This window comes from Natronoarchaeum sp. GCM10025703 (assembly GCF_042661985.1).
In the GTDB taxonomy this organism is placed as follows: Archaea; Halobacteriota; Halobacteria; order Halobacteriales; family Natronoarchaeaceae; genus Natranaeroarchaeum.
The window spans coordinates 2204549-2230986 of sequence record NZ_JBHSZF010000001.1 but is presented as its reverse complement, the minus strand read 5'-3'; the positions used below and the strand labels follow the sequence as shown (position 1 = coordinate 2230986).

Here is a 26438-nt window from a genome sequence, read left to right as displayed (position 1 = left end):
GTGAATATCGGGTTCCCAAATGATTATTTATAATGGATAAAGGTTTATAATCGAATCTTCATAATAATTCCTTGGCAAAGGATAGCAAAGGCTTTAGTTCGGGTCACTCCAAATCTTTAGACACTGCTGGCCTGCGGTGGGCCGGGTATGAATTATGACTAACGACGAACTCATCTGGCGAATCGCGGGAGGTTCCGGAGACGGAATCGACTCGACAAGTCAGAACTTTGCAAAGGCCTTGATGCGATCAGGGCTGAACGTATTCACGCATCGTCATTACCCGTCGCGAATCCGCGGTGGCCACACGTACGTCGAAATCCGGGCCGCTGAGGAAAACGTCAAATCGCGAGGGGACGGCTATAACTTCCTGCTTGCACTGGGTGACTCCTTCGCTCGGAACCCGAAGGAGGACGCCTATTACGGCGAGGAGGAACTCAAACCGCTTGAAGAAAACCTCGACGAACTACGAGAAGGTGGCATCATCGTCTACGACTCGGGAATGCTCGACAAGGACGATATCCCCGAGTTCGACGAGCGTGCCGAGGAGAACAACTGGCACGTCTTCGACATCAATCTCCGCGAGCTCGCCAAAGAACACGGCCGAGAAATCATGCGCAACACCGCCGGTGTCGGCGTCACCGCGGCGCTACTCGACATGGAACTCGACGAAGTCGAGAACCTCATGTCGGACGCTATGGGCGGCGACATGCTCGACGCCAACCTCGACGTGCTCCACGACGCGTACGAGATGACCAACGAGGAGTACGAGTTCGAGCACGACCTCCGCGTTCCGAAGGGCGAGCACGAGGAACAGCAGGTACTCGTCTCCGGGTCTAACGGCGTTGCGTACGGTGCGCTCGACGCTGGCTGTCGGTTCATCGCGGGCTACCCGATGACACCGTGGACAGACGTCTTCGCGATCATGTCCCAGAACCTGCCGGACTTCGGCGGTATCGCCGAGCAGGTCGAAGACGAGATCGCGGCAGCGGCGCTCGCAGTCGGTGCGAGCCACGCCGGTGTCAAGTCCATGTCCGGATCGTCCGGCGGTGGCTTCGCGCTGATGTCCGAACCGCTCGGACTCGCGGAGATGACCGAGACGCCGATCGTCCTGATCGAAGCGATGCGCGCGGGCCCGTCGACGGGTCTGCCGACCAAACCCGAACAGGGCGACCTCGAACACATCCTGTACACGAGTCAGGGTGACTCCAACCGCGTCGTCTTCGCACCGGCGGATCCCGCCGAGGCGTACGACCAGACGCGACTGGCGTTCAAGATAGCCTACGACTACCAGATCCCGGCTATCGTCATCATCGATCAGAAGCTCTCCGGCGAGAACCGCAACGTCGCCAAGAGCTTCTTCGACCGACCTGTCGATGCCGACCCCGGCAGCGTCCTCTCCGAGGAGGAACTCGCCGAGGCGGCCCACGACGCGTCGGGCAAGTTCAACCGCTTCCTCCACGACACCGACGACGGTGTCAGCCCGCGCTCGCTGCCTGGGCAGAAGGGCGGTCGCTATCTGGCAACCGGTAACGAACACAACAAGGCCGGTCACATCGACGAGGACCCCGACAACCGCGTCGCGCAGATGGGCCGTCGGATGCAGAAACTCGAGTCGATCCGAGAGGAACTCGACGACGAGCACGAGTCCACCCAGAGCTATCGCGGGCCGGAGGACGCTGACTACGGCCTCATCACCTGGGGGACTCAGCAGGGGACCGTCGAGGAAGCCGTCGACCGTCTCAACGAGAACGGCGTCTCCGTCAAGTCGATCGGCGTCAGCGACATGATGCCGTATCCGGCCGCAGAGATGACCGAGTTCCTGGAGAGCGTCGACGAGGCGATGATCGTCGAGATGAACGCCTCCGCACAGTTCCGCGGCCTCACTCAGAAAGAGCTCGGTCGCTTCGGCGAGAAGTTGACGAGCTTCCTCAAGTACGACGGGAACCCGTTCGAACCCGAGGAGGTCGTCGAAGCATTCGAGGCACAGATCAACGGCGCGGACGAATCGCCGGTAAACCGAACCGAGATTCGTTCCGCGGCGGGGGACTAAACGAGGAGATTCACATATGAGTGCATTCAACGCAATCGGTGAAGAACGCGAAATCGAGCGAGAGGAGTACACGCCCGGCATCGAGCCCCAGCCGACGTGGTGTCCTGGCTGCGGTGACTTCGGCGTCCTCAAGGCGCTGAAACAGGCACTGCCGGAAGTCGGTCGTACGCCCGAAGAGACGCTGCTTTGTACAGGTATCGGCTGTTCCGGGAAACTGAACAGCTATCTGGACAGCTACGGGTTCCACACCATCCACGGCCGTTCGCTGCCGGTCGCCCGCGCGGCAAAGCTGGCGAACCCCGGCCTCGAAGTCATCGCCGCTGGCGGTGACGGTGACGGCTACGGTATCGGTGGCAACCACTTCATGCACAGCGCCCGCGAGAACCACGATATGACGTATATCGTGTTCAACAACGAGATCTTCGGGCTGACGAAGGGACAGACGTCCCCGACCAGTCCCAAGGGCCACAAATCGAAGACCCAGCCCCACGGTAGCGCGAAGACGCCGATCCGACCGCTCAGCCTCTCGCTGACGTCCGGGTCGTCCTACGTCGCGCGAACGGCTGCGGTCAACCCGAACCAGGCCAAGGAAATTCTCGTCGAAGCCATCGAGCACGACGGCTTCGCACACGTGGACTTCCTGACCCAGTGTCCCACCTGGAACAAGGACGCAAAGCAGTACGTCCCCTACATCGATATCCAGGACAACGACGACTACGACTTCGACATCACGGACCGTCGCGAAGCGTCCGAGATGATGTACGAAGCAGAGGACGCCCTCCACGAGGGCGAAGTTCTCACTGGACGCTTCTACGTCGACGAGGACCGACCGTCCTACCAGGAAGAAAAGAAGGCTATCGGCGAGATGCCCGAGGAACCGCTCGCAGAGCGGTACTTCGACGAGGACTACGACTGGGACGACCAGCGGTCCTACGACCTGCTCGACCGACACGCCTGATCAGTTTAGCAACGGCCATTTTTTGCGCGTCCACCGTAGAGAAGCATTGCTCCTATCGTGTCGACACACCAACATCACTGGACTGTGTTCGTGCACCGCTACTGTCGGGGTAGCTACCGATCAATGGCCCGTAACAGACGCCGTCGTATGGTTACATTGGCAGATTCTACACTTCTTGGAATCGTCCACTCTTTGCAGCGAAGGTCCCTTAACGGATTCAAAAGATATTTTCCCTCTGCCGCAAAATATGTACGTATGAGTAGCGAGTCGACAGCAAACCGTATTCTCTCAGTTCTCGAAGAGGACGCCAAAGCGTCCTATGCGGAGATAGCGGAGCGGGCGGATGTCTCGAAGCCCACGGTTCGGAAGTATATCGATCAGCTCGAGGAGGACGGCGTCATCATCGGTTACTCGGCTGACGTCGATCCGAAGAAACTGGCGAGCAAGAGCATCGCGCTCGTGGGGCTGACGTCGAGAGCGACGAGTACGTCGAGGCGACGCGTGAGATCAAGGAACTTGAGGAGGTAGAATCGCTGTACAGTTCGAGCGGCGATCACATGCTGATGGCGGAAGTCAGAGCCGCCGACGGAGACGATTTGGCGGACATCATCAGCGACAAACTGGTCGAAATCGAGGGCGTCACAGCCGCCCACCCATCGTTCCTGCAGGAACGACTGAAGTAACGCGACTCTCCGGGACGCGTTCGGGCCGTGGACGACCACGGGTGTTTTGCTGTCAGGCTCCCAAGCGTGGGTATGGCCGAATTTCGACGCGAGGTACGCGTGCACGCACCCCTTTCCGACGTCTGGGAGTTCCACTCGACCGAGCAGGGGCTCCTCGCACTGACGCCCGACTGGATGCACCTCGAAGTCGAGTCGGTGATCGGACCGGACGGCGAGCCGGATCCTGATATACTCGAAGCCGGCTCGGAGTTGCATATGTCCGTCCAGCCGTTCGGCGTCGGGCCGCGCCAGACCTGGACCTCCGTGATTACCGAACGCGAGGAGCGAGACGGTGCGGCCTGGTTCACCGACACGATGGAGGGCGGCCCGTTCAGAATCGTGGGAACACACGCACTCGTTTTTCGCCGATGGAGAGACGACACTGCTCCGGGACAACGTCGAGTACGAACTGCCTTTCGGGGCGCTCGGCCGCGCGATAAGTCCGCTGTCGGGTATCGGCTTCGTGCCGATGTTCCGCAAGCGCCATCAGTTGACGCGAAACCTACTGGAGAGCGGTAGCTGGCGACAAAATCGGGAGTAGCGGCCGGTCGGGCAGTCGTCCCACTCGTCCACAATCTGTAAGCCGCTCCGACACGCCAGTCAATCCGTGTACCGGCGCGTGACGGACTGGACTGGCAAACACGTGTCGCCGATGGCGGCGCTGGCCGGAGCAGTCGTCGCGATGAGCGCCGCATCGATCCTGATCCGCTGGAGTGCCGCGCCGTCGAGCGTCGTCGCCCTCTATCGGGTGCTGTTCACGCTGGCGTTCGTCGTCCCCTTCGCCCTCGGCGAGCGCCGGGCCGAGTTCCGTTTGCTCTCCCGGCGGGATCTGCTCTCGGCAGTCGTCGCCGGGGTCGCCCTTGGCATCCACTTTGCGGCGTGGTTCGAGAGCCTGGAGTGGACGAGCGTCGCGGCCTCGGTTACCCTCGTCCAGACCCAACCGGTCTTCGTCGCCGTCGGCGCGTATCTCCTCCTCGACGAGCGGATCGACCGCCGGATCCTCGGCGGCGTCGCCCTGACGGTCTGTGGCGCGGCCGTGATGACGCTCGCTGACCCCGGCGCATCGGTGGCCGTCGAGGGGGACGCCCGCCTCGGGAACACGCTGGCGCTGGTGGGCGCAGTGAGCGCGGGCGGCTACGTGCTCGCCGGGCGCTCGATCCGCCAGCGTGTGTCCGTCTTTCCGTACGTTACCGTCGTTTACGCCAGTTGTGCGGTCACGCTACTCGCGGTCGTCGGCGCACAGGGCGCCCCGCTGCTCGGCTATCCGCCTCGGGAGTGGGTACTCTTTCTGGCGCTCGCGGTGGGGCCGGGACTGCTCGGTCATACGGTCGTCAACTGGGCGCTCGAACACGTCCGCTCGACGGTCGTCGGTATCACCATGCTGGGGGAACCGGTCGGCGCGACGCTCCTTGCGGTGCTCTTCCTCACGGAAATCCCCGCCGTGGGGACGCTCGTCGGCGGCGCGGTCGTTCTCGGCGGAATCTACCTTGCGAGCACGTCACGACGCAGTGACGGGGAGAGCGAGACTGTGACCGCGGGGATGGACTGAATCAGTCGGCGTACTCCGGGCGCTGTTCGTACTCGACCGGATCCCGGACGCCGATCCGCTGGAACGCTTCCAGGCGGAACTTGCAGGCATCACAGGTGCCACAGGCAGGCGCGTTTTCTCGATAACAACTCCAGGTGTCTTCGTAAGGAACGTCGAGTTCGACGCCGCGTTCTGCGATGTCAGTTTTCGACCACTCGACGAACGGCGCTTCGACGGTGATATCCGTCTCGGGTTTCGTTCCCGTGTCGACGACCGACTGGAACGCCTCGAAAAAGGCAGGACTGCAGTCGGGATAGCCGGAGAAATCCTCGCTGTGAGCGCCGATGAAGACGGCTTCGCAGTCGTTGGCCTCGGCGTAGGAGACCGCCATCGAGAGCAGGTTCGCGTTCCGGAACGGAACGTAGGTGTCGGGAATCTCGTCGTCTGGCGTCTCGACGGCGTCCTCGACGTCGATATCGTCGTCGGTGAGAGACGACGCACCGATGCGTTCGAGATGGCTCGTCTCGATCGCGAGAAACGCCTCGGCGTCGAGGCTCTCGGCGAGCGATTTTGCACACTCCAGTTCGCGGTCCTCGGTTCGCTGCCCGTAGGAGGTGTGAAGCAAGTAGAGGTCGTACCCGCGGTCACGGGCCTCGTAGGCGGCAGTCGCACTGTCCATTCCGCCGGAGGGCACGACTGCTCCGGGGGACGATTCCGTGCTCTTCGAATCAGCAGTGGTCTCAGTCATGGTTGAGTGGGCGTATCGCAGTCGGCGTGAGCGCGACCCAGACACTGGCTTTCGTTGACCTTCGCCAGTTTGGGGACAGTCTCCGGGCGCTCTCGGTAGCGTCGACGCGGTCGAGGCGTTCGAGCAGAACATATACTCACATGCCAATAATACCTCGGTAATATCTATATCGTCTGTAACCCATCTCTCGTCGAAGCGCTCACCGCACAGCTTGGCCATGACCTCGTAGTCGTGCCCATGCAGACGGCTACATTTCTGGTCGTGATTGGGGAGCTATTGCCCGGTAATGTGCCGCACTGGTCCGTTACATCCGACATAGGATTCGCGGGTAAAATCCGTCACCATACTCACCGACGTCCCCGGCCGATCGGATACACTCGGACGTATCTCGAGCATATTGGAGTATTATATCTCTGAAAGTCGAACCTATTGGCTCGCTCTGGATCTCCCGCCTGTTACTCGTCGAGTTGGTCCTGTAGTTTGTTTTTCGCCTCCGAGCGCTTCTTGTACTCTACCGTCGGCGTTTGATCGGTGAAATCGAACGTCATGGTGTCGACTGTTCGTCGGTAGACGTTAGTCCGTCGACCTTCCTCGGACAACTGTCTCCCTTCACACCGCAGGAGTCCAGCATCTTCGAGGTCCTCGATCCGGCGGTAGCAAGTGGCGATCGGAACGTCGATTGCCTCGCCTAACTCCTGGGCGGAGGTCGGGGTTCGCGTGGCATTCAGGATCTCTACACTGTACTTTCCGCCGAGTGCCGAGAGGAGAACGTCCGGCGGGATCATTTCGCCGTCCGCGGTGTCGATAGACAGCATGCTAACCTAACTATCGCGTTATCAGATTTGAAGCTTGTGGCAAACAAGAGTGTCTAAACGAAGCCGGTGGTCAACGTTTTTAACGCTCCGGTGTGGATACTCTCGAAAGAATGTCGACGGAACTACCCGACAAGCTATTAAATATCGATGGGAAGGGTACCGACGACCGGGATCCCGAACCCGACGACGAGGGTGAGGACGAAGAGGAAGCACGCTTCGTCGTGTTCCGCATCGGTGGGACGGAGTACGGTCTCGAGGTCGAGCAGGTGCTGAGTGTGGTCGAGAGCGACGAATACACTCGACTGCCGCGCTCTTCCGAGGCTATCGATGGGCTGATCGACCTCCGGGGATCGATCACGGCAGTAATCGACCTGCGTATCTATCTTGATACTCATAACCGGGAGACAGAAGACCGGGATAGCCGGGTCATCGTGCTGGACCGTCCTGGCGATCAGCAGGGGGCCGGTCTCAGAGTCGACGAGGTGCTGGGTGTGGAATCCATTCCAGTGAGCAGTATCTTCCAGAAACCGTCGCCGGATGCGGACGTCGACGCGACCGCATTGTCGCACGCGCTGGTGAAAGCGGTGATCGCGCCCGCCGAAAGCAACCGAGACGAGCAGGTGTCCCTGATCGACCTCGAAGGGGTGATCCAGACGGCAAGCAGTAGTTGACAACGGCCGTGGAACCCGGTACTGGTGAATCGCACTATTTTCCGGTATCTACCTGATTTTCGGCGTTTGCGAGCATTAGCGTTCGGAATAGTCCGTTATCAAATCTGATAATATAAGAACAGCATTTATGTTGGTACTTCGCCAAGCCGTGCGTGGTGTATCAACTGAATGTCGACAGGGGTGCTCATCGTGGACGACTCTCATTTTATGCGGAATCTACTCAGACAGATTCTGGAAGAAGACTACGACATCGTGGGAGAGGCGTCCAACGGTGCTGAGGCGGTCAAGTTGTACAAAGAGCAGGAACCGGACATCGTGATGATGGACATCGTGATGCCGAAATGTAACGGGATCAAGGCGACGGCCGCGATCAAGAAGCTCGATCCCGACTCGCGCGTGATCATGTGTACGAGCGTGGGACAGCGTGAGAAAATGAAACTGGCCGTCAAAGCCGGCGCCGACGGCTACGTGACGAAACCGTTCGAGGAACCAAGCGTCAAAAAGGCGCTTAGAGACGTCGTTCCGGCATGACAAGCGTGCTCGTTGTCGATGACTCGCAGTTCATGCGGACAGTCATCGGCAGCATCCTCGCCAATCACGGCTACGACGTTAGCCGTGCGAGCAACGGCGAGCGGGCGGTCGACGCCGTCCGAGAGTACGAACCGGACATCGTGACGATGGACGTACAGATGCCGCAGATGGATGGCATCGAGGCAGTCGAACGGATCATGGCGGAGCATCCGACCCGAATACTGATGCTGAGCGCCCACACGGCCGACGGTGCAGACGCGACGCTACAGGCGTTATCGTCGGGCGCAATCGACTTCCTCGAAAAGCCAAGCGGTGAAGTATCGACCGATATCGCGGGGCTGGAGGATCGACTCATCGAAGCGATCGATGGGGTCGAAACCGCTGACATCTCCGCGATAGCTCGCTCACGGACGGCCGCCTCGGCACAGAGAGTCGGCGGTGCGGGCGAGGCGACGACCGGAGCCACCGGCACGGCGAACGCCCAACAGTCCGCAAGTCCCCGCCCTACCGATCCCAAGAGCGATCGAGCGGTCGGACGGGACGACGAAGCAGTTCCCGACGAGGACAGAACGTATCAGGAGCACCCCACGATCGTCGTCGGGGCTTCGACTGGCGGGCCGAAAATCATCGAGCAGTTGCTGTGCTCGCTGCCAATCGAACTCGACGCCCGCGTGTTGGTCGTCCAGCATATGCCCCCGGAGTTCACGGGGCGACTCGCCAAACGGCTCGACGACCTCTGTCCGTACCGCGTCAAAGAGGCCGAGGACGGCGACAGGATCTCCGGCGGCGAGGTGCTGGTCGCACACGGCGACCGACACATGCGGGTCGCGAACTCGGTTGCGGGCCGCTTGAAGATTCGACTCACTGACGAGGACCCCGTTCACGGCGTCAGGCCGTCTATCGACGTGACGATGCAGTCGGTCGCCGAGACCGTTGCGCAACCGGTCGTCGGTATCGCGCTCACGGGGATGGGAAAGGACGGCGCTACAGGGATCAGCGCCATTCACGAGGCAGGCGGGACGACGATAGCACAGGACGAGGAGACGAGCCCTGTGTTCGGCATCCCGAGACAGGCGATAGCGACTGGGGCAGTCGATCACGTGGCTCCCGCCGAGGGAATCACCGACCAGGTGGTCGACAGCCTTTCGACGGAGGTGACAACACATGGATGAGTACGTACGGGAGTTCGTTCAGGAGAGCGAAGAAGAGATCACGGAGTTGAACAACGCCCTGCTCACGCTAGAGCAGAACCCGGACGATGGCGAGGCGATGGATCTGATCTTCCGTACGGCCCACACCCTCAAGGGCAACGCCGGAGCGATGGGGTTCGACCGTGCGGAAGCGCTCGCTCACGTCCTTGAGGACCTTCTCGATGCAGTGCGGCGGGGCGATATCGATGTCTCCGCGGAGCTGATGGATCGGATCTTCGATGCCGTCGATCGGCTCGGCGAGATGATCGATGAGGTACCCGAACACGGATCGCCGCAGACCGATCCCGTCGAGACGATAGCGATGCTTCGGGAGCAACTCGAAGCCGCCGACACGCTGTCGACGCCGACCGACGGCGAGATCGATCGACTCCTCGGAGAATCGGCGTCGCCCGCTGACGCCCAGCACAACCAGTTCCACGTGCGACTCGACGTCGCCGAGGAACGCGAGCAACACGGCATGCTGGTCGTCGAAGCGCTGGAGGACGCCTTCGACCTCCTCGGTACGGCACCGCCCGAAGACGAGATCAGCGACGGCGAGTACGGCGGTAGCTTCGATGCCGTCTTCGCCAGCGCGGTCGGCGAGGAGTCGATCGCGGCCGCACTCGATCCCGTCGACGCGGTCGAAGACGTGATCATCGAGGACGTGACCGGCCGAACCGTCGCGGAACCGGCCGATAACGCTGATTCGACGAGCGGAAGCCCGATCGAGGAGGAGGCCGATCCCGACGATATGGAGGTTGACGATCTCCTCGACGAGTTCAGCGAGTACGACGACCTGGACGGGATGGTCGAAGAGATCGAAGACGTCGAAGGCTTCGACGACCTCGGCGATGCCGGCTCGTTCGACGACATCGAGGTCGGCGAAATCGAGGCCATCGACGATCCGGAAGAGCCCGATACGTCGGACGTAGCGGACGAGGAGGCCGAAGCGGACGCATCCGAGCCCGCAGACGAAGTCGAGGACGCCTCGGACACCTTCAAAGAGCTGAAAGCGGAGGTCGATCCTGTCGGCTTCGACGAACTGCAGGCCGAACTCGACGAACTGGAGTTCGAGGAGCTGACGACGACGAGGTCAGTTTTGACGAACTCCTCGACGAGGAGGACCTCGGCGGCGACGATCCGTTCGCTGCAGGCGAGTTCGAGGACGACGATCCGTTCGGCGCTGGCGACGAGAGCGACGAACCGGGCGTCGACGAACTGCTTGACGAGGTCGAAGACCAGCCCGCAGGAGAGAACGACGAACCCACGGCTGATGTCGACGAGCCAGCAGTAGAGGCCGAAGCGCCTGCGGGTGAGGAAGAGTCGGCGCCTGCGGGGCTCGACGATGCAGACAGCGACATCGTCGATGCGGTCTCGGAACCGGAAGCAGGCGATGTGGAAGCGGAAGCGGGCGATGGAGAAGTGGAGGCAGGCGATGTGGAAGCGGGTGACGCAGAAGTGGAAACCGGTGATGTGGAAGCGGAGAGTAGCGAACCAGAAGCGGAGACCGCCGAAGCGGAAGTCGATGCTGACGACGAGACTAGCAAAGTATCACCCGACGACATGGGCTCTCTCGACGACGAGGAACTGTTCGCGGAGGGCGAGGCGGACGAGCCGGTCGCCGAAGAAGCCGGTCTCGACGACGTCGAAGTCAGAGACGTGGACGACACCGGGGAGAGCCCCGACCTCGATCTCGAAGATCCGTTTGCGGCACCGTCTGCGGATACCGAGTCGGAGCCAGCGGCTCCGCTGGACGCCGAAGACGATGCTGAGTCCGCTGTAGATGCCGGAACTGACGATACGGAAGTCAGCGAGGCAGGATCGTTCGGCGATCTCGACTTCGGCGATCCGGCCGATCCCGAAGCGGAACCGGAAGAGCTAGACGATGGCGGCTTCGGCTCCGCCGACGAACTCGATCTGTCGATGGATCTCGAAGAAGCCGAGGACGAACCGGCAGACGCCGAAGACGAGCCAGGGGACGCCGAAGCCGACTCGGCAGACGCGTCCGCCACCGTACCGGAGACGACGGCCGAACCCGAACAGTCGTCCGAGACGGCTGCTGATGCGGACGGATCGGCGACCGCCGAGGCATCAGTCAGTACGGAGCCGTCGGACGAAGCCGTCGAAGCGTCGGTCGAGTCCGTCGATCTGGATTCGGATGCCGACGCGGAAGAGGGCCCGCCGACCGAGATCACGGAGGCGGTCAAGGCCGACGACGCGACGGCCGACTACTCACAGCCGTCGGCCGCCGCAGGCACGGCCGTCGATACCGAAACGGTCCAGTCAGTGCGAGTCGACGTGGATCAGGTCGATCAGCTAATGAACCTCGTCGAGGGCCTCGTCTCGACGCGGGCGCGACTGCGACGCGCGGTCGACGCCGAGGAATCCCGCCGGGTCATCGACAGCGAAGTGGACGAACTGGACGCACTCACCTCCGAGCTACAGGATACGGTGATGGACGTCCGACTCGTTCCGCTGCAGAAGGTCGTCAACAAACTCCCACGCCTCGTCCGGGACATCTCCCGCGATCAGGACAAGCGCGTCACGCTCGATATGGAGGGCGAAGACGTGGAAGTCGACCGGTCGATCCTCGACGAGATCGGCGATCCGCTGATGCATATCGTCCGCAACGCTATCGACCACGGTATCGAACCGCCCGAGGAACGGGAAGACGCAGGCAAAGAGCCGAGCGGCACGATCGAACTCAGCGCCTGGCGCGAACGCGATCAAGTCGTCATCGAAATCGAGGACGACGGTCGCGGGATCGATGCCGACGAACTGGGTGACTCGGCAGTCGAGCAGGGAATCATCGGACGTGACGACCTGCTCGCGATGGAGGAGTCGGATATCTACGAACTCGTCTTCCATCCCGGCTTCTCGACGAGCGAGGAGGTAACCGACGTCAGCGGCCGCGGCGTCGGGATGGATGTCGTCGCCAGCACCATCGAGAGCCTCGACGGCGACGTCGGTATCGAGAGCGACCCCGGCGAGGGTACGACAGTCCGGATCGAGGTGCCGATCTCGCTCGCTATCGCCGACGTGCTGTTCGTCGAATCCGGTGGCGAGGAGTACGGCATCCCGACGCGGGTCGTCAGCGAGATCGGTCCGTCGGGATCGGTGTCGGTCGAAGACGGCCGCGAGGTCGTCACACGCGGCGAGACGGCCTATCCGCTGATCCGGCTGGACGAAGCCCTGGACACGCCCGAGCGCGGGCAGAACGGGGACGGGATGCTTGTACAGGTACGCGACGATGTCCGGCCGGTAGCGGTCCACTGTGATCGCGTCCGCGGACAGCAAGAAGTCGTTGTCAAACCGTTCGAGGGGTTCATCGGAAACATTCCCGGCCTCAGTGGCGCGACCGTGCTCGGGGAGGGCGACGTGGTGAACATTCTCGACGTCGAAACACTATGAGATACAGGTGACATTATGACTTTAATGGTCGACATTCGGAAGTTGAGCTTCATTAACGAGATGGCCAAGGTCGGGACCAACGGCGTGGCCGACAACATGGGCAAGCTGACCGGTGAGGACGCGAAGATGGAGGTCACGAAGACGAACTTCATCGACGTGGATGACCTCACCTCACAGCTCGACGAGGACAAGCGGGTCGGCGTCCGAGTCCGGCTCATGGAGCCGCCACACGGTCACATCCTTATCCTGTTCCCCGAGCAAAGCGCAAAGAAGATCACGGCGCTCATGCTGAACGACATGGTCGACGACATGTCGTCGGTCTCGGGCGAGATGGCTCGAAGCGCCGTCGAAGAGCTGGTAACATGATGGCCAGCGGCTTCATCGACGGCTGGGCCGACGTACTGGGCACCACTATCGACATCGCCACTCCACAACTGGTGTACGCACCGGCCGCGGAGATCGTCGGACGGACGGCGAGTCTCGGCGAGGAGGATCTGGCGCTTTTCTTCGACTCCAGTCTCAATGTACCGAGTTACGAGATCGAAGCCGAGATCTACGCCTTCCCCGATCTCCAGGAGTTCGTCGAGATGGTCAACAGCATCGAAACGTCTTACTCGTAATCCCTATGAAACTCGACGTAACAGCACTTGGAACGTTCTATCAGATGGCTCAGGAGGGTGCCGGACTCGCGGCGGGGCGTCTGACCCGTATGACTGACGTAGATACCCGCGTGGGAGTGACGAAACTCAACTTCATGCGAGGCTCCGATATTCGCTCGGAACTCGGCGATGGCGTCCGAAAAGTCGGCGTTCGCGTCGAACTAACGGGCGCTCTCAAAGGGCACGCCGTCATCGCCTTCGACCGCGAGAGTGCGGCACATCTCGTCCAGACGCTACAGCCCTCCGCCGGCGACGGATCGCCACCTGGGGATCCGGACGCGGAGTTCGACGAGATGAACCGAAGCGCGATTACGGAAGTCGGCCAGATCATGCACAGCGGCTTCATCGACGGCTGGGCCGACGTGCTCGGCAGCGCAATCGACGTCTCGACGCCGGAGTACGTGGACGGCAATTCGGCCGAACCGTTTCTCGACGGCGTCGACACGGCGCCGGGGACGGACGATCTGGCACTGCTCTTTCAGAGCCAGATCGAAGCGATCGATACCGAGATCGAGTTCAGGTACTACCTGTTCCCCGGTCACGACTCGATGGAAGACGTTCTCGACCAGCAGGGTGTATCGAGCGACGACGGTATCGAGTACGACAAACTGGCCGGCTTCGACCGACTCGCACAGCGCGGCGCGGACGAGGTCGCCTCGAACGTCTCGACGATGACCGGGATCGATACCGACGTCGAGATCCGACGGCTCAACTTCGTCCCGCTGGAGGTACTGCCCGAGGAGATCGACGACGAGATGCTGGTCGGCGTCGCCTTCGAGTTCGATGGCGTGCCGAGCGGCTATCTCCTGTTCCTGTTCGACGAGGCGTCGGCCCGCGAGGTAGTTACTGCGATGCTACCGACGGCTCCGGACGACGAGTTCGACGCCATGGGCCAGAGCGCCATCAAGGAACTTGGCAACATCATGGCCAGTGGCTTCCTCGACGGCTGGGCGAACGTCCTCGACACGACGATAGATCACTCGCCGCCGGAGTACAACCACGATATGGGTGCGGCCGTCATCGATCCCGTCGTAATCCAACTGGGCGAGGAACAGGAGTACGCGTTCGTCTTCGACACCTCGGTCCAGGCTGCCGACCGAGAGTTCGACTGTAACATCTATGCGATCCCGAACGAATCCGACCTCGAACGGGCGATCAACGACCTGCCGATGGATCGGATCGAGGAAGTGCCGACGAAAGCAGAGATCGAAGAGGTAGAGACGGACTCATGAAGACGTATGGAAGCGAACCTGGTGCGCCCGAACCGGATCCCGTCCGGGTCGGCATCTCCGAGTTCGAGATCAGCGACAGCGGCCAGCGGCTCAAGTCCTACGGCCTGGGCTCGTGTGTTGCGGTCGCGCTGTACGACGACCAGTCCGCAGTCGGCGGGCTTGCCCACGTCATGTTGCCGGACGGCGACGAGAACGACGACATGAGCGAGCGAAAGCCCGGCAAGTTCGCCGATACGGCGATCCGGGCGATGCTCCGACAGATGGTCGAGACCGGCGCGAGCTACACCGACGTCGAGGCGAAACTCGCGGGCGGCGGCGACATGTTCGAGTTCGAGAGCTTCGGCGACGGCGTCGGGCAGCGAAACGTCGTCGCGGCACAGGAAGAACTCGACAAACTCGGGGTCCCAGTCGTCGCCGAAGAGGTCGGTGGACAGGAGGAGGACTGTCGAGTTCGATACCGGAACGGGCGTGCTCTCGATCCGGACGGCGGACGGCGAAGGAACGATCGAGGAACTGTGAGTCGTGACGAAACGACCGGTTTCGAGGCGCTAACGACGTTCGTCGAGGCGCATCTCGACTTTGCGACGAGCCACTACAACGATAGCTACCTCGACCGGCGCTTTTCTTCTCGGCTTCGACGTACCCGTTCGGACGACTACGAGGAGTATCTGGACCTGGTCCGCGAGGACTCGGACGAGCAGGAGGCGTTACTCGACGCCCTATCGATCAACGTCACCGGCTTCTTCCGCAACCCGGACGTCTGGGAGGGGATCCGATCGGTGCTGCGGACACTCAGCGACGAACAGGAACGGATCCATGTCTGGAGCGCGGCCTGTGCCGACGGCCGAGAGCCGTACTCGCTGGCGATGCTCGCGCTCGACGACCCGCGGACGGCCGGTGACAAACTCTCGGTTCTCGCGACCGACATCAGCGATCCGGCGCTCGAAACGGCCCGCGAAGGCCTCTACGAGAGCACCCGAACGATCGATATCGGCGACCAACTCACGTTCCTCTCGAACTACCACCGCTACATCGACCAGTCTGGCGACCAGTTCACGGTACGTGATCCAGTCAGAGAGATGGTCTCCTTCGAGAATCACGACCTTATCAACGATGGCGCGAAATCCGGGTTCGATCTGGTTGTCTGCCGGAACCTCTTCATCTACATCGACAACGGCTACAAGGAAGAAATGCTGGAGACGATTTCCGAGTCGCTCCGGCCGGGCGGCTACCTGGTCATCGGCAAAGCGGAAACGATCCCACCGAACCTGAAGTCCGATTTCACGATTCTCGATGGGCGGATGCGGATCTACCAACGAGAATAGCGAGACGCCACGCGTCTCGAATATGTGAGCGGCGAATGCCGCGAGAAGCGAGACGTTATACGACTCGAAACGACGTGCCCCCTCAGAAGGCGTCTCGAACTGCTTTTTCGTCGTCGAACGCCGATAGCGCGAGACCGAGTTTGATCCGGGCTTTCCAGGGTGGGAGATCGCCCGCCGGAATCGCGCCGTGTTCGTGAAGCGTGTAACTGCCCCCGCGGTCGCCATACTTCGCCGCAACCTCGCCCCGGTAGCACCGCGTTGCGAGAACGATGGGTAGTCCCCGATTGATCGCTTCGCCAACGGTATCGCCGAGACGTCGTGACGTATTCCCGATTCCGCTTCCCGCAAGGACGACGCCGCCGACGCCGTCGACGATTGCGTGCCGGAGCAGTGTGTCCTCAACGTCCAGTCCACTGTGAAGCGTCTTGACCGTCTTCGTGAGTTCCGTGGTCGGCAACGTCACCGACTCGCTTCGTGGGGGGCGGCGGAGCGAGATGCCATCGGCGGTCAGTTCCGCGACCGATCCGGCCGCGGGCGAGGAGTAGGCGTCAGGCGCACTGGCGTGGGATTTGGTCACCCATCGGGCGGCGTGGACGGTGTCGTTAAAGGCGACATAGACCCCCGTCTCGAAGCGTTCGTCGGCCACCGTCCTGATCGCGGCCAGCAGGTTGGCAGGGCCGTCCGGGCTCACCGCGTCGGCCGGCCGCTGTGCGCCGGTGAACACGACCGGGATGTCGGTGTCGAGAACGAGGTCCAGATAGTACGCCGATTCCTCCATCGTGTCCGTGCCGTGGGTGACGACGACGCCGTCGATACCCTCGTCCTCAGCGCGTTCGACTGCCCGCGCGAGGTCGGCGACCTGATCGAAGCCCAGATGAAAGCTCAGTTCGTCACAGACACGCTCGACATCGACGTCTGCGTACGACTCGATCTCGCCGACGGCATCGACAAGGTCCTCGCCGGTCAGGGTTGGAGTGGCACCGGCCTCTCCCGCTGTTGCCGCGATCGTGCCACCGGTCGCGAGCACGCGAATCTGTGGGTTCATAGCTACAGATGATCGTTGACGGCGTTAGGATGTGTCGATCAGCGGTTAGCCGCCGTCGGGCTTGTCGACCGTCTGATCGAATCGGAACGCCTCTTCGGCAGCCGACTCGTCGGGATCGTCATCCGGATCGCAGCGCCAGCATCCGGTTCGTCGGAACCAGTTGGTGGTATCTGAGTCGGATCCTCCTCCACGTCCGTCGGCGAGGGGATATGAGCCCCGTCAGCAGCGTCTGTATCGAAGCGGTCGAGCGCTTCGGATAGCTGTGCGGCCTGGCTCGCCAGCTCCGAGGCAGATCCTGAAACCTCCGTGAGTGCGGTGGTCTGCTGTTCGGCGGCGGCGGCGACGTTCTCGGATTCGGCGGTCGTTTCCTCGGAAATCGTCGCTGCTTCGTCGACCATCGCGACGACCTGCTGGGTCGAGGCGGCCTGCTGTTCGGTCGCCGCAGAGATCTCTTGGACGCCCGTGTTCGTCTCCTGGGCGTACTCGGCGATCTCGTCGAGCGCGGCCGCCGCCCGTCGAACCGCCTCGGTGTGGTCAGTGATCTCCGCGCTCGTCGTGCGAACCTCCTCGGCGGTGTCATCGGTCTGGGCCTTGATCCGTTCGAGGCGATCCTCGATGTCTTCGGCGGCCTCTTTGGTTTCTGCGGATAGCTCCTTGACCTCCTCGGCGACGACGGCGAAGCCGTCCTCGGAGTCGCCAGAGCGGGAGGCCTCGATGTTGGCGTTCAGCGCGAGCATGTTCGTCTGTTCTGCGATCTCGGCGATGAAGTCCAGTAGCTCGTCGATCTGGGCGACCTCCTGTTGGAGTGCCTCGATCTCGTCGACTGCTTCCTTGCTTCCGGCTTCGATCCGGTTCATCCCCTCGATCGCCTGCTGGGCGGCTTTGCGACCCTCGCGGCCGGTTTCGGCGGTCCGTTCGGCGATGTCGGCGACCTCGTTCGACGAGGAGGCGATCTCCTCGGTCGTCGTCGAGAGGCCGCTCATCTCCTGGCTCACCGACTGCAGGGAGTCGTTCTGGCGCTCCGCGCCGTCGGAAATCTCCTGGATTGATTCGGTGACCTGTTCGCTCGCTCCGCGGACCTCCTCGCTGGAGGCGGTCACTTCCTCGCTGGCGGTCGCGACCTCGCTTGCGAACCGTTTGAGCTGTTGGACGGTTGCCTCGATCTCGTCGAGCATCGCGTTGAAGTCCTCGCCGATGCCACGCATCTGCTCGTTATCGGCGTCGACCGTGGCTCTGACCGAGAGGTCCCCGTCCGCGGCTTGGCCCATCACGGCACAGTACTCCTCGGCGGACGCTTCGAGATCCTGATTGATCCGCTGGACGCGTTCCCGCTCGGATTCGGCCTCCTCGCGGGCCTGCTGGGCGTCGCGTATCTGCTCTCTGAGCGCGTCGCGCATGTTAGCAAACCCGTCGTAGAGTCGACCGATGTTGTCGATCCGCGTCGTCTCGAAGTCGACGTCGAGGTCGCCGGCCTCCATCGCCTCCGTCTTGGCAGTCAGCCGATCGATCGATCGAGCCGTGTTGCGCCCGAGCACCGCGCCGATCAGGCCGACAAGGAGCACTCCACCTGCCGTGGCGTAGGTTCCCCACGTCGAGACTGCGTCGACGAAGCCGTACGCATTACTTTCGGGCTGGTGGACGAGCACAACCCAGTCGGTATTCTCGACCTGCTGGTAGCCGACGACGTAGCCCTCTTCGGGGAAGCCGTATGCCTCGCCGGCGAGCACGCCGGTCGGTGATTCGTTGATATGATCGACAGACGGGTTTCCGGGGCCGGCCTCACGCGCCGCCGATCCCAGATCACCGTGGCCGTCGTACGCCGTCAGGAACGCCGACCCGTCCTCCCCGAAGCCGGCGTCATCGAGCATGACGTCGTCGCCGCCGTCGAGGACGAGCGTCGTCCTGTCGTCGTCGGCGCTCTGGAAGTTCGGCGAGTACTCTGCCAGGTTTATCGTCACGACTATCGCGTGGTTCGGATCGTCGACGACCTGACGCATGTACGTCATCGCCGCCATACCGTCGTCAGTTCGATACGGATCGGTCCGATAGGCCTGTTCGCGCGGAACGTCCGGCAGTTGTGCGCGGTCATCTTCGGGTACTTCCAGCGCATCTACGGGCTGACCGGCCAGTCCCGTCGAACTTGCGACTACCTGGCCCTCCTGGACGTCCACGTAGTGGATGCCAGCGACGTAGTCCTCCTCGTTGCGGCCATTGAACGCGACGTTCCAGCGTTCCACGTACGGTTGTATCCGTTCGACATTGCCCGACCGGATGATTGCCGACTCGGTCAGCATCCCCGTGACCAGCCGTTGTTTATCATCCCAGGATTCGAGGGCCGCCGCTTCCTGTTCGGCCATGTTGGCGTACTCCTCCTCGACGTTATCCTCGACGCCTGCCTCGATTTCTGCGGTTGCGACGAACCCGATCGAGGCCACCGACAGGCCAAGGATGAGCAGTGCAATACCGAACTTTACTGTGTACCGCCGCCGGATGAAGTCCGGAACGACGTATCGTAATCCCCCTAACATATTTTCTCTGTTAATACAAACCCATTTATGATTTTCGCCCGTTATCAGGATGGATAACTCGTTTGAAACCCTTCGCTGAAACGAGGAGCAGCACCCACGAGAGAGGAGTCGGAGAGGGCTCAAGCGGTAGTAATGAGGAAACCACGAGGTAGTTCGTATACGTTTCCTGGACCGGGAGTTGCCTGCTACTCCTCGAATCAGCCAGTTGGTAACGTTTAACCTCCGGCGAGCAGAATCGACGAGCAAGATGACACCACCGCTTTCGACGCCCGGCCCGACCGTAGGGGTCGTGGGAGGGGGACAACTCGGTAGAATGCTCGGCGAGGCGGCCGGACCGCTCGGTATCGAGGTAGTCGTCCTCGATCCGACGCCGGACTGCCCAGCGTCACCCGTCGTGAAAGATCAAATCGTCGGGGGCTTCGACGACGAGGAGACAGTCCGAGAACTGGCCGAACGCGCTGACTTCCTCACCTTCGAGATCGAACTGGCCGACCCCGACCTGCTCGAACGCGTCAAGTCGGACTTCGACGTGCCGGTCCATCCCTCCCCGGAGACGCTCCGGATGATCCAGGACAAGCTTGGGCAGAAAGACGCGCTGGCCGACGCAGGCATCCCAGTCCCCGAGTATCGCGCGGTCGACGATGCCGCGGAGCTACGGAACGCACTCGACGAGTTCGGCACGCCAGCGATGGTCAAGGCTCGCGAGGGGGCTACGATGGCCGTGGCAACGCACCGATCGAATCACCGGACGAGGCAGAAGCAGTCCTCGATTCCGTGGGCGGGTCGGCAATGGTCGAGGAGTTTGTCGAGTTCGAGCGCGAACTCTCCGTGATCGGCGTCAAAGGTGAGGACGGTATCTCGACGTTCACGACCGGTGAGAACATCCACCGCGAAGAGATCCTTCGCGAGACGGTCGTCCCCGCCCGCGCGTCCGAGGACGTCCTGGAGCAGGCACGGTCAGTCGCCCGTGACGTTCTCGACCTGATGGATGGCCGGGGGTCTACGGCATCGAACTGTTCGAGACGAGCGAGCAGGATGCCGGTTCGGAAGCGTCGAGCGGTGATAGCGCGCGAGACGGCGATATTCTCGTCAACGAAATCGCGCCACGACCGCACAACTCGGGGCACTGGACCATCGAGGGCGCGGTCGCCTCGCAGTTCGAACAGCACGTCCGGGCGGTCACCGGGCGACCGCTCGGATCGACCGAACAGCGCGATCCCACGGTGATGACGAACATCCTCGGCGATGTCGAGAAAACACAGCCAGCCGAGTTACGGGAGCTCGACGAAGTGTTATCGACGCCGCGGGCGGCGCTGCACTGGTACGGCAAGCGGGACGTTCGGCCGCTCCGGAAGATGGGCCACATTACGCTGACCGGTCCGGACGACGACCTCGACACGCTACTGGTTCGCGCGCGAGAACTCCGAGATGCGGTGACGTTCACCGACGACTGACGGCAGTTCCTCCCGGTATCCCTACGGACCGTTCCAAAACACACATTGGACCCTCCTGCGTCGATATACCTAATGGTAGACCAAGTCGAGAAGCTAATCGAGCAGTTAGAGGCACAGGCGACACAGGACCGCGACCCGGAGACAACGCCGGATATCGGGATTGTCATGGGAAGCGATTCCGACCTCGACGTGATGGCCGGCAGCGAGGAGGGGCGAGCGGGGGCGTACGACGCCTTCGTAGAGGAACTTGGCTTCGAGGAGCAGACCGATTTCGAGAACCCGCCAGAGAGCCGCTTCACGTTCGAGACCTTCGTCGTCTCCGCCCACCGAACGCCCGAGTTGATGTACGCGTATGCCGAGACGGCCGCGGATCGCGGCATCGAGGTCATCATCGCGGGTGCGGGCGGGAAATCCGCTGACCTGCCGAACATGACGGCGTCGATCGCCTACCCGCTTCCTGTCATCGGCGTCCCAGTCCAGGAGAAGTCGGTCGACTCGGTGATCGGGATGCCCACCGGCGCGCCGCTGGTAGCTGTCGACGCGGGGAAGTCGTTCAACGCCGCGCTGTCGGCAACGCAGATCCTCGCCCGCGAGCACGAGGAACTGCGCGAGCGCCTGATAGAGTATCACGAGGAGCTACAGGCAGCAGTCGGCGACGTCTCCACTGACCTCCACGAACTCGGCACACCCGGATTTCGTAACCGCGAGGAATAGGCCCCCGAGACGGCCGTCATGACGGTAGAATCGCAAGAATCAACCCTTATATGGGTGGGTTCCCAACTCTCGCACGTTACGGAGAATACGGTATGTCATGGATCGCAGTTGGCGCGTTGGCGTTGGTTGCAATCGTGATCCCGCAGCGATGATGGCGGCGTCGTGGTTGCTCCGACCCAGCGTGCCAGAAGACAGTAAGCGCGCCACCTACGAGAGCGGTGAGGTGCCGACCGGCGGGACGCGCATCCGGTTCAACATCCAGTACTACATGGTCGCACTCCTGTTTGTCGTCTTCGACGTCGAGACCGTGCTCATCTTCCCCTGGGCTGTTGTGTACACGGATGCGATCGGACTGGTCGGGCAGGGGCAGCCCTGGCTCCGATGCTCGTGTTCGTCGGCATCCTCGTCGTCGGACTCGCGTGGGCGTGGCGCAGTGGCGTAGTTGAGTGGGCACGCAGTTCCCGCGTACAAGAACGGACCAAACGGATAGAACAATGAGTAGTGACAATCCACGGGATGCGATTACGGAAAGCACAGCCCCGATAACAGACACGCGCGAGTCAAGATCCGGTCCCGGTGCCGACGACCGGTTCAACTCGAAGCTCCGAGAGGCGTTCGGTGCGTCACCGTTCATCCTTACGAAGTTCGATAGTTTCATGAACTGGGTCCGCGGCTCCTCTATGTTCATGCTGCAGTTCGGGATCGCGTGTTGTAGCATCGAGATGATGCACACCTACGCGGTCAAACACGACCTGGACCGCTTTGGCTCGGGCGTACCCCGGGCGTCGCCGCGCCAGGCCGACGTGATCATCGTTCCCGGGACGATCGTCTCCAAGTTCGCCCCGCGGATGAAGCGCGTCTACGACCAGATGCCGGAGCCGAAGTTCGTCGTCGGGATGGGTTCGTGTACGATCTCCGGCGGTCCGTTCCAGGAAGGCTACAACGTCGTCAAGGGAGCCGAGGAGGTCATCCCGGTAGACATCCATATCCCCGGCTGTCCTCCCCGTCCAGAAGCGCTCGTCTACGGCGTTGTCAAACTCCAGGAGCGCGTCGCCAACGGGGAGACCGCACCGGTGACGGTCAAACCGTACGAACTCCAGCAGTTCAACGACCTCGAACAAGACGAGGTCGTCGACAAACTGGCAGACCAGATCGACGAGGAAGATCTCGTCATGCGGTACAACTGGGCTGATTCGCCATGAGCAAACAGGAAAAACCCGTACCGGCCGACATCGGCGTCGACGAGTCCGGCGAGGTCGACTACGACGAAATCGAGGCGCTACTCGGCGACCTCGTCCTCGACCGCGAGGAACATATCAACGCCGAGGGCTTCGTCATCCGCCCCGACGAGGTGCAGGAAGCGCTCTTCCGACTCCGCGACGAAGCGGAGTTCGATCATCTCTCGTGTGTCACCTCACAGCAGTACGAGGACCGTTTCGAGTCGATCTACCACCTCAAAAAGTACGAGGACCCCACGCAGGAGGTCAGCGTCGTCGTCCCGACCACTACTGACAACCCGGTGAGCCAGAGCGCGGAACCAGTTTACCGGACCGCGGAGTGGCACGAGCGCGAAGCCTACGACCTCATGGGAATCGAGTACGAGGGGCACCCGGATCTCCGACGTATTCTCCTTCCCGAAACCTGGCAGGGGCATCCCCTCCGCAACGAGTATGATCAGGACCGACCACAGATCGTCTCGCTGACCGAACACGCCAACCCGCTACAGGACGACCACCGCGGTAACGAGGAGCAGTCGGACACGATGTTTCTCAACATCGGTCCGCACCACCCAGCGACCCACGGTGTGTTGCACCTGAAGACGGTCCTCGACGGCGAACAGGTCGCCGACGTCGAACCCGACATTGGCTATCTCCATCGCTGCGAGGAGCAGATGTGCGAGCAGGGAACCTATCGCCACCAGATCATGCCGTATCCCGACCGCTGGGACTACATCTCGGCCGGTCTGCTCAACGAGTGGGCGTATGCCCGCGCGGCAGAGGATCTGGCTGATCTCGACGTCCCGGAGTATGCACAGATCATCCGCACGATGGGTGCGGAGATGTGCCGGATCGCCTCACATATGCTCGCGCTGGCGACGTTCGCTCTGGACATCAACGGCGACTTCACGGCGACGTTCATGTACGCGATCCAGGACCGCGAGCGAGTGCAGAACCTGCTCGAGGACCTGACCGGCCAGCGACTGATGTTCAACTACTTCCGGCTGGGTGGGGTCGCATGGGATCTGCCCGAACCCCGCGAGGAGTTCTTCGAGAAGACGCGGGACTTCCTCGACGACCTGCCCGAATCCGTCGCGGAGTATCACAACCTGCTGACCAATAACGAGGTCCTACAGGCTCGAACGATCGATACTGGCGTCCTTAACCACGACGTCGCAAAGCAGTACGGGGCAACTGGCCCCGTCGCTCGTGGCTCCGGCGTCGACTACGACATCCGTCGTGACGACCCCTACGGATACTACGACGAACTCGACTGGGACGTCGTTACCGAAGACGGCTGTGACAACTTCTCGCGCCTGCTCGTCCGGATGCAGGAAGTCGAGGAGTCCGCAAAGATCATCGACCAGTGTGTCGACCTGCTCGAGGACTGGCCCGAGGAGGACCGCACGATCCAGAGCAACGTCCCGCGCACCCTCAAGCCGGACGCTGATACCGAAATCTACCGGTCCGTCGAAGGTGCGAAGGGCGAACTCGGCATCTACATCCGTGCGGACGGCACAGACAAGCCGGGACGGTTCAAGATCCGTAGCCCGTGTTTCTCCAACCTGCAGCCGCTACCGGAGATGTCCGAAGGGGGCTACATTGCCGACCTCGTCGCCACGCTCGGTAGCCTCGACATCGTGCTCGGCGAGGTGGACCGATGATATCGGGACCACTGCAGACTGAAGTCTCGTTGATGCCCGACCAGCTCGCGGACCTGCTGGGTCTCGACGCGCTGGGAATCGCCGGCGACTTCGTCGGCGCGCTGATCGCCGCGGCACTGGTCGCGACGATCATGCTGACTAACGCCGCGCTCGCAGGCCCGTGGGCAAAGCGGAAGATCACCGCCGCGTTCACGGACCGGATCGCGGTCAACCGTGTGGGCCCGTTCGGGCTGTTCATTATCATCGCCGACGCAGTCCGCCTGCTATCGAAAGAGCTCATTATCCCGGAGGGCGCTGACCGGCCAGCCTACGACATCGGCCCGCTGCTGGTCGTTCTCTCCGCACTGGGTGGGTTCGCCGTGATCCCGCTCGGCTCGCTCGGCCCGCTCAACTTCCAGCTTGCAGATCCGGAGATCGGGCTGGTCTACGTGTTCGCCGTGGCGTCCATCGCCAGTCTCGGACTGGTGATGTGTGGCTACGCGTCGGACAACAAATACTCGATGCTGGGCGGTCTGCGCGCGGTCGCGCAGAACCTCGCCTACGAGATCCCACTGATCGTCACCGCGATGTCGGTCGTGATCTTCGCAGGCACACTCCAGCTTTCCGAAATCGTCGCCGCACAACAGGAGACGCTCGTGACGGTCGCCGGCGTGGCGATCCCGACGTGGTTCGCATTCGTGAACCCCTTTGCGTTCGTCCTGTTCCTCACGGCGAACCTCGCCGAAGTCGGCCGGAACCCGTTCGATACGCCCGAAGCCCCGACCGAGATCGTCGCGGGATACCAGACTGAGTACTCTTCGGTCTACTTCGTATTGATCTATCTCGGTGAGTTCCTGCACATCTTCCTCGGCGGTGCGATCATCGCCGTAGTCTTCCTTGGTGGGGCATCCGGTCCGGTACTACCGGGGCTCCTCTGGATGATCATCAAGATGTGGGCGGTGTTCCTGTTCACGCAGTGGGCCCGCTCGGCGATCCCGCGAGTGCGGATCGACCAACTTATCGAAATCGGCTGGAAGGGACTACTGGTCCTTTCCTTCGCGAACCTGATCCTCACGGCAGTGATCGTGGGGGTGCTAACAGTATGATCGGAATCATGAAATCGATGGCGACGACGATGAAACACGCTCTCGACGGCAACACGTTCACCGTCGAGTATCCCGACGAAGCGCCGGAAGTGAGTCCGCGATTCCGCGGCGTTCACAAGTTCAGTCAGGAGCGGTGCATCTGGTGTCGGCAGTGCGAGAACGTCTGCCCGAACGACACGATCCAGATCGTCACCGACGACAAGCGCAACGGCGAGCAGTACAACCTCCACATCGGTCAGTGTATCTACTGCCGACTCTGCGAGGAGGTCTGCCCCGTCGACGCCATCCTGCTGACCCAGAACTTCGAGTTCACCGGCGACACGAAAGACGACCTCGTCTACAACAAGGAGCAGTTGAAGTCCGTCCCGTGGTACAAGGACATCGATCCGCTCAACTCGCGCGAACCCGACCGTGATGCGTGGATCGGCGAGGGCGAAGGCGAAGCGGACTACCAGTAACTCGTTGTACCGGCCGCGAACGACGTGAGCGGGCGGCCTTTTGGCCCAGATTTTTCGGTGAGTGGTGGCTGAGCACAGCGAAGCCATCCCGAAGAGAAAAAGGTGGCGGCCCGAGGGCGAAGGCGAAGCGGACTACCAGTAACTCGTTGTACCGGCCGCGAACGACGTGAGCGGGCGGCCTTTTTGGCCCAGATTTTTCGGTGAGTGGTGGCTGAGCACAGCGAAGCCATCCCGAAGAGAAAAAGGTGGCGGCCCGAGGGCGAAGGCGAAGCGGACTACCAGTAACTCGTTGTACCGGCCGCGAACGACGTGAGCGGGCGGCCTTTTTGGCCCAGATTTTTCGGTGAGTGGTGGCTGAGCACAGCGAAGCCATCCCGAAGAGAAAAGGTGGCGGCCCGAGGGCGAAGGCGAAGCGGACTACCAGTAAATCGTT

At 62.0% G+C, this 26438-nt stretch carries 19 protein-coding genes and 6 pseudogenes; 21 read left to right on the top strand and 4 right to left on the bottom strand.

Annotation, left to right across the window (positions count from 1 at the left end):
- Positions 1-154: 154 nt before the first annotated feature.
- The 5 genes and pseudogenes from ACFQH2_RS12445 (at position 155) to ACFQH2_RS12425 (ending at position 5279) form a co-directional block, all read left to right on the top strand.
- Entirely contained in the window at positions 155-2050 is a 1896-nt protein-coding gene (locus ACFQH2_RS12445) for a 2-oxoacid:acceptor oxidoreductase subunit alpha (RefSeq protein ID WP_377054054.1), read from the top strand.
- Positions 2051-2066: 16 nt separating this feature from the next.
- Complete coding sequence (locus ACFQH2_RS12440) at positions 2067-3008, top strand: thiamine pyrophosphate-dependent enzyme (RefSeq protein ID WP_377054052.1); 942 nt, start codon at positions 2067-2069, stop codon at positions 3006-3008.
- A 255-nt stretch (positions 3009-3263) separates the two neighbouring features.
- Positions 3264-3691, top strand: a pseudogene (gene lrpA1 / locus ACFQH2_RS12435) (HTH-type transcriptional regulator LrpA1).
- Positions 3692-3763: 72 nt separating this feature from the next.
- Positions 3764-4271 (top strand): annotated as a pseudogene (locus ACFQH2_RS12430) (SRPBCC family protein).
- 111 nt (positions 4272-4382) lie between these two features.
- Positions 4383-5279 carry a DMT family transporter gene (locus ACFQH2_RS12425; RefSeq protein WP_377057076.1) on the top strand — a complete coding sequence of 299 codons (897 nt, stop codon included), beginning with the start codon at positions 4383-4385 and terminating at the stop codon, positions 5277-5279.
- Between the two features lies 1 nt (position 5280).
- Here the strand turns inward: ACFQH2_RS12425 and queC are convergent, their stop codons facing one another.
- Positions 5281-6006 (bottom strand): 7-cyano-7-deazaguanine synthase QueC, encoded by a 726-nt coding sequence (queC, locus tag ACFQH2_RS12420; RefSeq protein WP_377076797.1) that lies wholly within the window; start codon positions 6004-6006, stop codon positions 5281-5283.
- A 455-nt stretch (positions 6007-6461) separates the two neighbouring features.
- Positions 6462-6821: an ArsR/SmtB family transcription factor gene (locus tag ACFQH2_RS12415; protein ID WP_377054044.1), complete on the bottom strand. Its 360-nt coding sequence runs from the start codon at positions 6819-6821 to the stop codon at positions 6462-6464.
- Between the two features lie 110 nt (positions 6822-6931).
- Between ACFQH2_RS12415 and ACFQH2_RS12410 the strand changes: the two genes are divergently transcribed.
- The 9 genes and pseudogenes from ACFQH2_RS12410 to ACFQH2_RS12370 all read left to right on the top strand — a co-directional run bounded on the left by ACFQH2_RS12410 (position 6932) and on the right by ACFQH2_RS12370 (position 15840).
- A complete protein-coding gene (locus tag ACFQH2_RS12410; protein WP_377054042.1) occupies positions 6932-7492 on the top strand; it encodes a chemotaxis protein CheW in 561 nt (186 codons plus the stop codon).
- Between the two features lie 168 nt (positions 7493-7660).
- Positions 7661-8023 carry a chemotaxis protein CheY gene (cheY, locus tag ACFQH2_RS12405; RefSeq protein ID WP_377054040.1) on the top strand — a complete coding sequence of 121 codons (363 nt, stop codon included), beginning with the start codon at positions 7661-7663 and terminating at the stop codon, positions 8021-8023.
- The gene (gene cheB / locus ACFQH2_RS12400) at positions 8020-9195 is read left to right on the top strand and encodes a chemotaxis-specific protein-glutamate methyltransferase CheB (RefSeq protein WP_377054038.1); all 1176 of its coding nucleotides are present in this window, start codon (positions 8020-8022) and stop codon (positions 9193-9195) included. The genes cheY and cheB overlap by 4 nt, the downstream gene beginning before the upstream one ends.
- Complete coding sequence (locus ACFQH2_RS12395; protein ID WP_377076796.1) at positions 9188-10507, top strand: Hpt domain-containing protein; 1320 nt, start codon at positions 9188-9190, stop codon at positions 10505-10507. Before cheB ends, ACFQH2_RS12395 begins: the two co-directional genes overlap by 8 nt.
- A gap of 101 nt (positions 10508-10608) precedes the next feature.
- Positions 10609-12624 (top strand): ATP-binding protein, encoded by a 2016-nt coding sequence (locus ACFQH2_RS12390; protein ID WP_377076795.1) that lies wholly within the window; start codon positions 10609-10611, stop codon positions 12622-12624.
- 15 nt (positions 12625-12639) lie between these two features.
- Positions 12640-13244 (top strand): annotated as a pseudogene (locus tag ACFQH2_RS12385) (chemotaxis protein CheC).
- A gap of 5 nt (positions 13245-13249) precedes the next feature.
- Complete coding sequence (locus tag ACFQH2_RS12380; protein ID WP_377054032.1) at positions 13250-14515, top strand: chemotaxis protein CheC; 1266 nt, start codon at positions 13250-13252, stop codon at positions 14513-14515.
- Positions 14512-14940: pseudogene (locus ACFQH2_RS12375) on the top strand (chemotaxis protein CheD); the annotation flags it as partial. The gene ACFQH2_RS12380 and the pseudogene ACFQH2_RS12375, both read left to right, overlap by 4 nt.
- 90 nt (positions 14941-15030) lie before the next feature.
- Positions 15031-15840 (top strand): CheR family methyltransferase, encoded by an 810-nt coding sequence (locus tag ACFQH2_RS12370; protein ID WP_377054028.1) that lies wholly within the window; start codon positions 15031-15033, stop codon positions 15838-15840.
- Positions 15841-15922: 82 nt separating this feature from the next.
- Here the strand turns inward: ACFQH2_RS12370 and ACFQH2_RS12365 are convergent, their stop codons facing one another.
- Entirely contained in the window at positions 15923-16885 is a 963-nt protein-coding gene (locus ACFQH2_RS12365; RefSeq protein WP_377054026.1) for an asparaginase, read from the bottom strand.
- A 38-nt stretch (positions 16886-16923) separates the two neighbouring features.
- Positions 16924-19413: a methyl-accepting chemotaxis protein gene (locus tag ACFQH2_RS12360; RefSeq protein WP_377076794.1), complete on the bottom strand. Its 2490-nt coding sequence runs from the start codon at positions 19411-19413 to the stop codon at positions 16924-16926.
- Positions 19414-19660: 247 nt separating this feature from the next.
- Between ACFQH2_RS12360 and ACFQH2_RS12355 the strand changes: the two are divergent.
- The 7 genes and pseudogenes from ACFQH2_RS12355 to ACFQH2_RS12325 all read left to right on the top strand — a co-directional run bounded on the left by ACFQH2_RS12355 (position 19661) and on the right by ACFQH2_RS12325 (position 26005).
- Positions 19661-20867, top strand: a pseudogene (locus ACFQH2_RS12355) (5-(carboxyamino)imidazole ribonucleotide synthase).
- A 72-nt stretch (positions 20868-20939) separates the two neighbouring features.
- Positions 20940-21581 carry an AIR carboxylase family protein gene (locus tag ACFQH2_RS12350; RefSeq protein ID WP_377054020.1) on the top strand — a complete coding sequence of 214 codons (642 nt, stop codon included), beginning with the start codon at positions 20940-20942 and terminating at the stop codon, positions 21579-21581.
- A gap of 92 nt (positions 21582-21673) precedes the next feature.
- Positions 21674-22079, top strand: a pseudogene (locus ACFQH2_RS12345) (NADH-quinone oxidoreductase subunit A).
- Positions 22076-22783: an NADH-quinone oxidoreductase subunit B gene (locus ACFQH2_RS12340; RefSeq protein ID WP_377054016.1), complete on the top strand. Its 708-nt coding sequence runs from the start codon at positions 22076-22078 to the stop codon at positions 22781-22783. The pseudogene ACFQH2_RS12345 and the gene ACFQH2_RS12340 overlap by 4 nt, the downstream one beginning before the upstream one ends.
- A complete protein-coding gene (locus ACFQH2_RS12335; RefSeq protein ID WP_377054014.1) occupies positions 22780-24462 on the top strand; it encodes an NADH-quinone oxidoreductase subunit D in 1683 nt (560 codons plus the stop codon). The genes ACFQH2_RS12340 and ACFQH2_RS12335 overlap by 4 nt, the downstream gene beginning before the upstream one ends.
- 32 nt (positions 24463-24494) lie before the next feature.
- Positions 24495-25547, top strand: a complete 1053-nt coding sequence (locus tag ACFQH2_RS12330; RefSeq protein ID WP_377076793.1) for a complex I subunit 1/NuoH family protein — start codon at positions 24495-24497, stop codon at positions 25545-25547.
- On the top strand, positions 25544-26005 hold the full coding sequence (locus ACFQH2_RS12325; protein ID WP_377054010.1) for a NuoI/complex I 23 kDa subunit family protein: 462 nt from the start codon (positions 25544-25546) through the stop codon (positions 26003-26005). Before ACFQH2_RS12330 ends, ACFQH2_RS12325 begins: the two co-directional genes overlap by 4 nt.
- Positions 26006-26438 lie beyond the last annotated feature (433 nt).

What these genes read in the sequence shown, in the direction of transcription:
- ACFQH2_RS12445 (WP_377054054.1), top strand. Translation starts at nt 155, where the DNA reads ATGACTAACGACGAACTCATCTGGCGAATCGCGGGAGGTTCCGGAGAC.
- ACFQH2_RS12440 (WP_377054052.1), top strand. Translation starts at nt 2,067, where the DNA reads ATGAGTGCATTCAACGCAATCGGTGAAGAACGCGAAATCGAGCGAGAG.
- ACFQH2_RS12425 (WP_377057076.1), top strand. Translation starts at nt 4,383, where the DNA reads ATGGCGGCGCTGGCCGGAGCAGTCGTCGCGATGAGCGCCGCATCGATC.
- queC (WP_377076797.1), bottom strand. Translation starts at nt 6,006, where the DNA reads ATGACTGAGACCACTGCTGATTCGAAGAGCACGGAATCGTCCCCCGGA.
- ACFQH2_RS12415 (WP_377054044.1), bottom strand. Translation starts at nt 6,821, where the DNA reads ATGCTGTCTATCGACACCGCGGACGGCGAAATGATCCCGCCGGACGTT.
- ACFQH2_RS12410 (WP_377054042.1), top strand. Translation starts at nt 6,932, where the DNA reads ATGTCGACGGAACTACCCGACAAGCTATTAAATATCGATGGGAAGGGT.
- cheY (WP_377054040.1), top strand. Translation starts at nt 7,661, where the DNA reads ATGTCGACAGGGGTGCTCATCGTGGACGACTCTCATTTTATGCGGAAT.
- cheB (WP_377054038.1), top strand. Translation starts at nt 8,020, where the DNA reads ATGACAAGCGTGCTCGTTGTCGATGACTCGCAGTTCATGCGGACAGTC.
- ACFQH2_RS12395 (WP_377076796.1), top strand. Translation starts at nt 9,188, where the DNA reads ATGGATGAGTACGTACGGGAGTTCGTTCAGGAGAGCGAAGAAGAGATC.
- ACFQH2_RS12380 (WP_377054032.1), top strand. Translation starts at nt 13,250, where the DNA reads ATGAAACTCGACGTAACAGCACTTGGAACGTTCTATCAGATGGCTCAG.
- ACFQH2_RS12365 (WP_377054026.1), bottom strand. Translation starts at nt 16,885, where the DNA reads ATGAACCCACAGATTCGCGTGCTCGCGACCGGTGGCACGATCGCGGCA.
- ACFQH2_RS12360 (WP_377076794.1), bottom strand. Translation starts at nt 19,413, where the DNA reads ATGTTAGGGGGATTACGATACGTCGTTCCGGACTTCATCCGGCGGCGG.
- ACFQH2_RS12350 (WP_377054020.1), top strand. Translation starts at nt 20,940, where the DNA reads ATGGTAGACCAAGTCGAGAAGCTAATCGAGCAGTTAGAGGCACAGGCG.
- ACFQH2_RS12340 (WP_377054016.1), top strand. Translation starts at nt 22,076, where the DNA reads ATGAGTAGTGACAATCCACGGGATGCGATTACGGAAAGCACAGCCCCG.
- ACFQH2_RS12335 (WP_377054014.1), top strand. Translation starts at nt 22,780, where the DNA reads ATGAGCAAACAGGAAAAACCCGTACCGGCCGACATCGGCGTCGACGAG.
- ACFQH2_RS12330 (WP_377076793.1), top strand. Translation starts at nt 24,495, where the DNA reads ATGCCCGACCAGCTCGCGGACCTGCTGGGTCTCGACGCGCTGGGAATC.
- ACFQH2_RS12325 (WP_377054010.1), top strand. Translation starts at nt 25,544, where the DNA reads ATGATCGGAATCATGAAATCGATGGCGACGACGATGAAACACGCTCTC.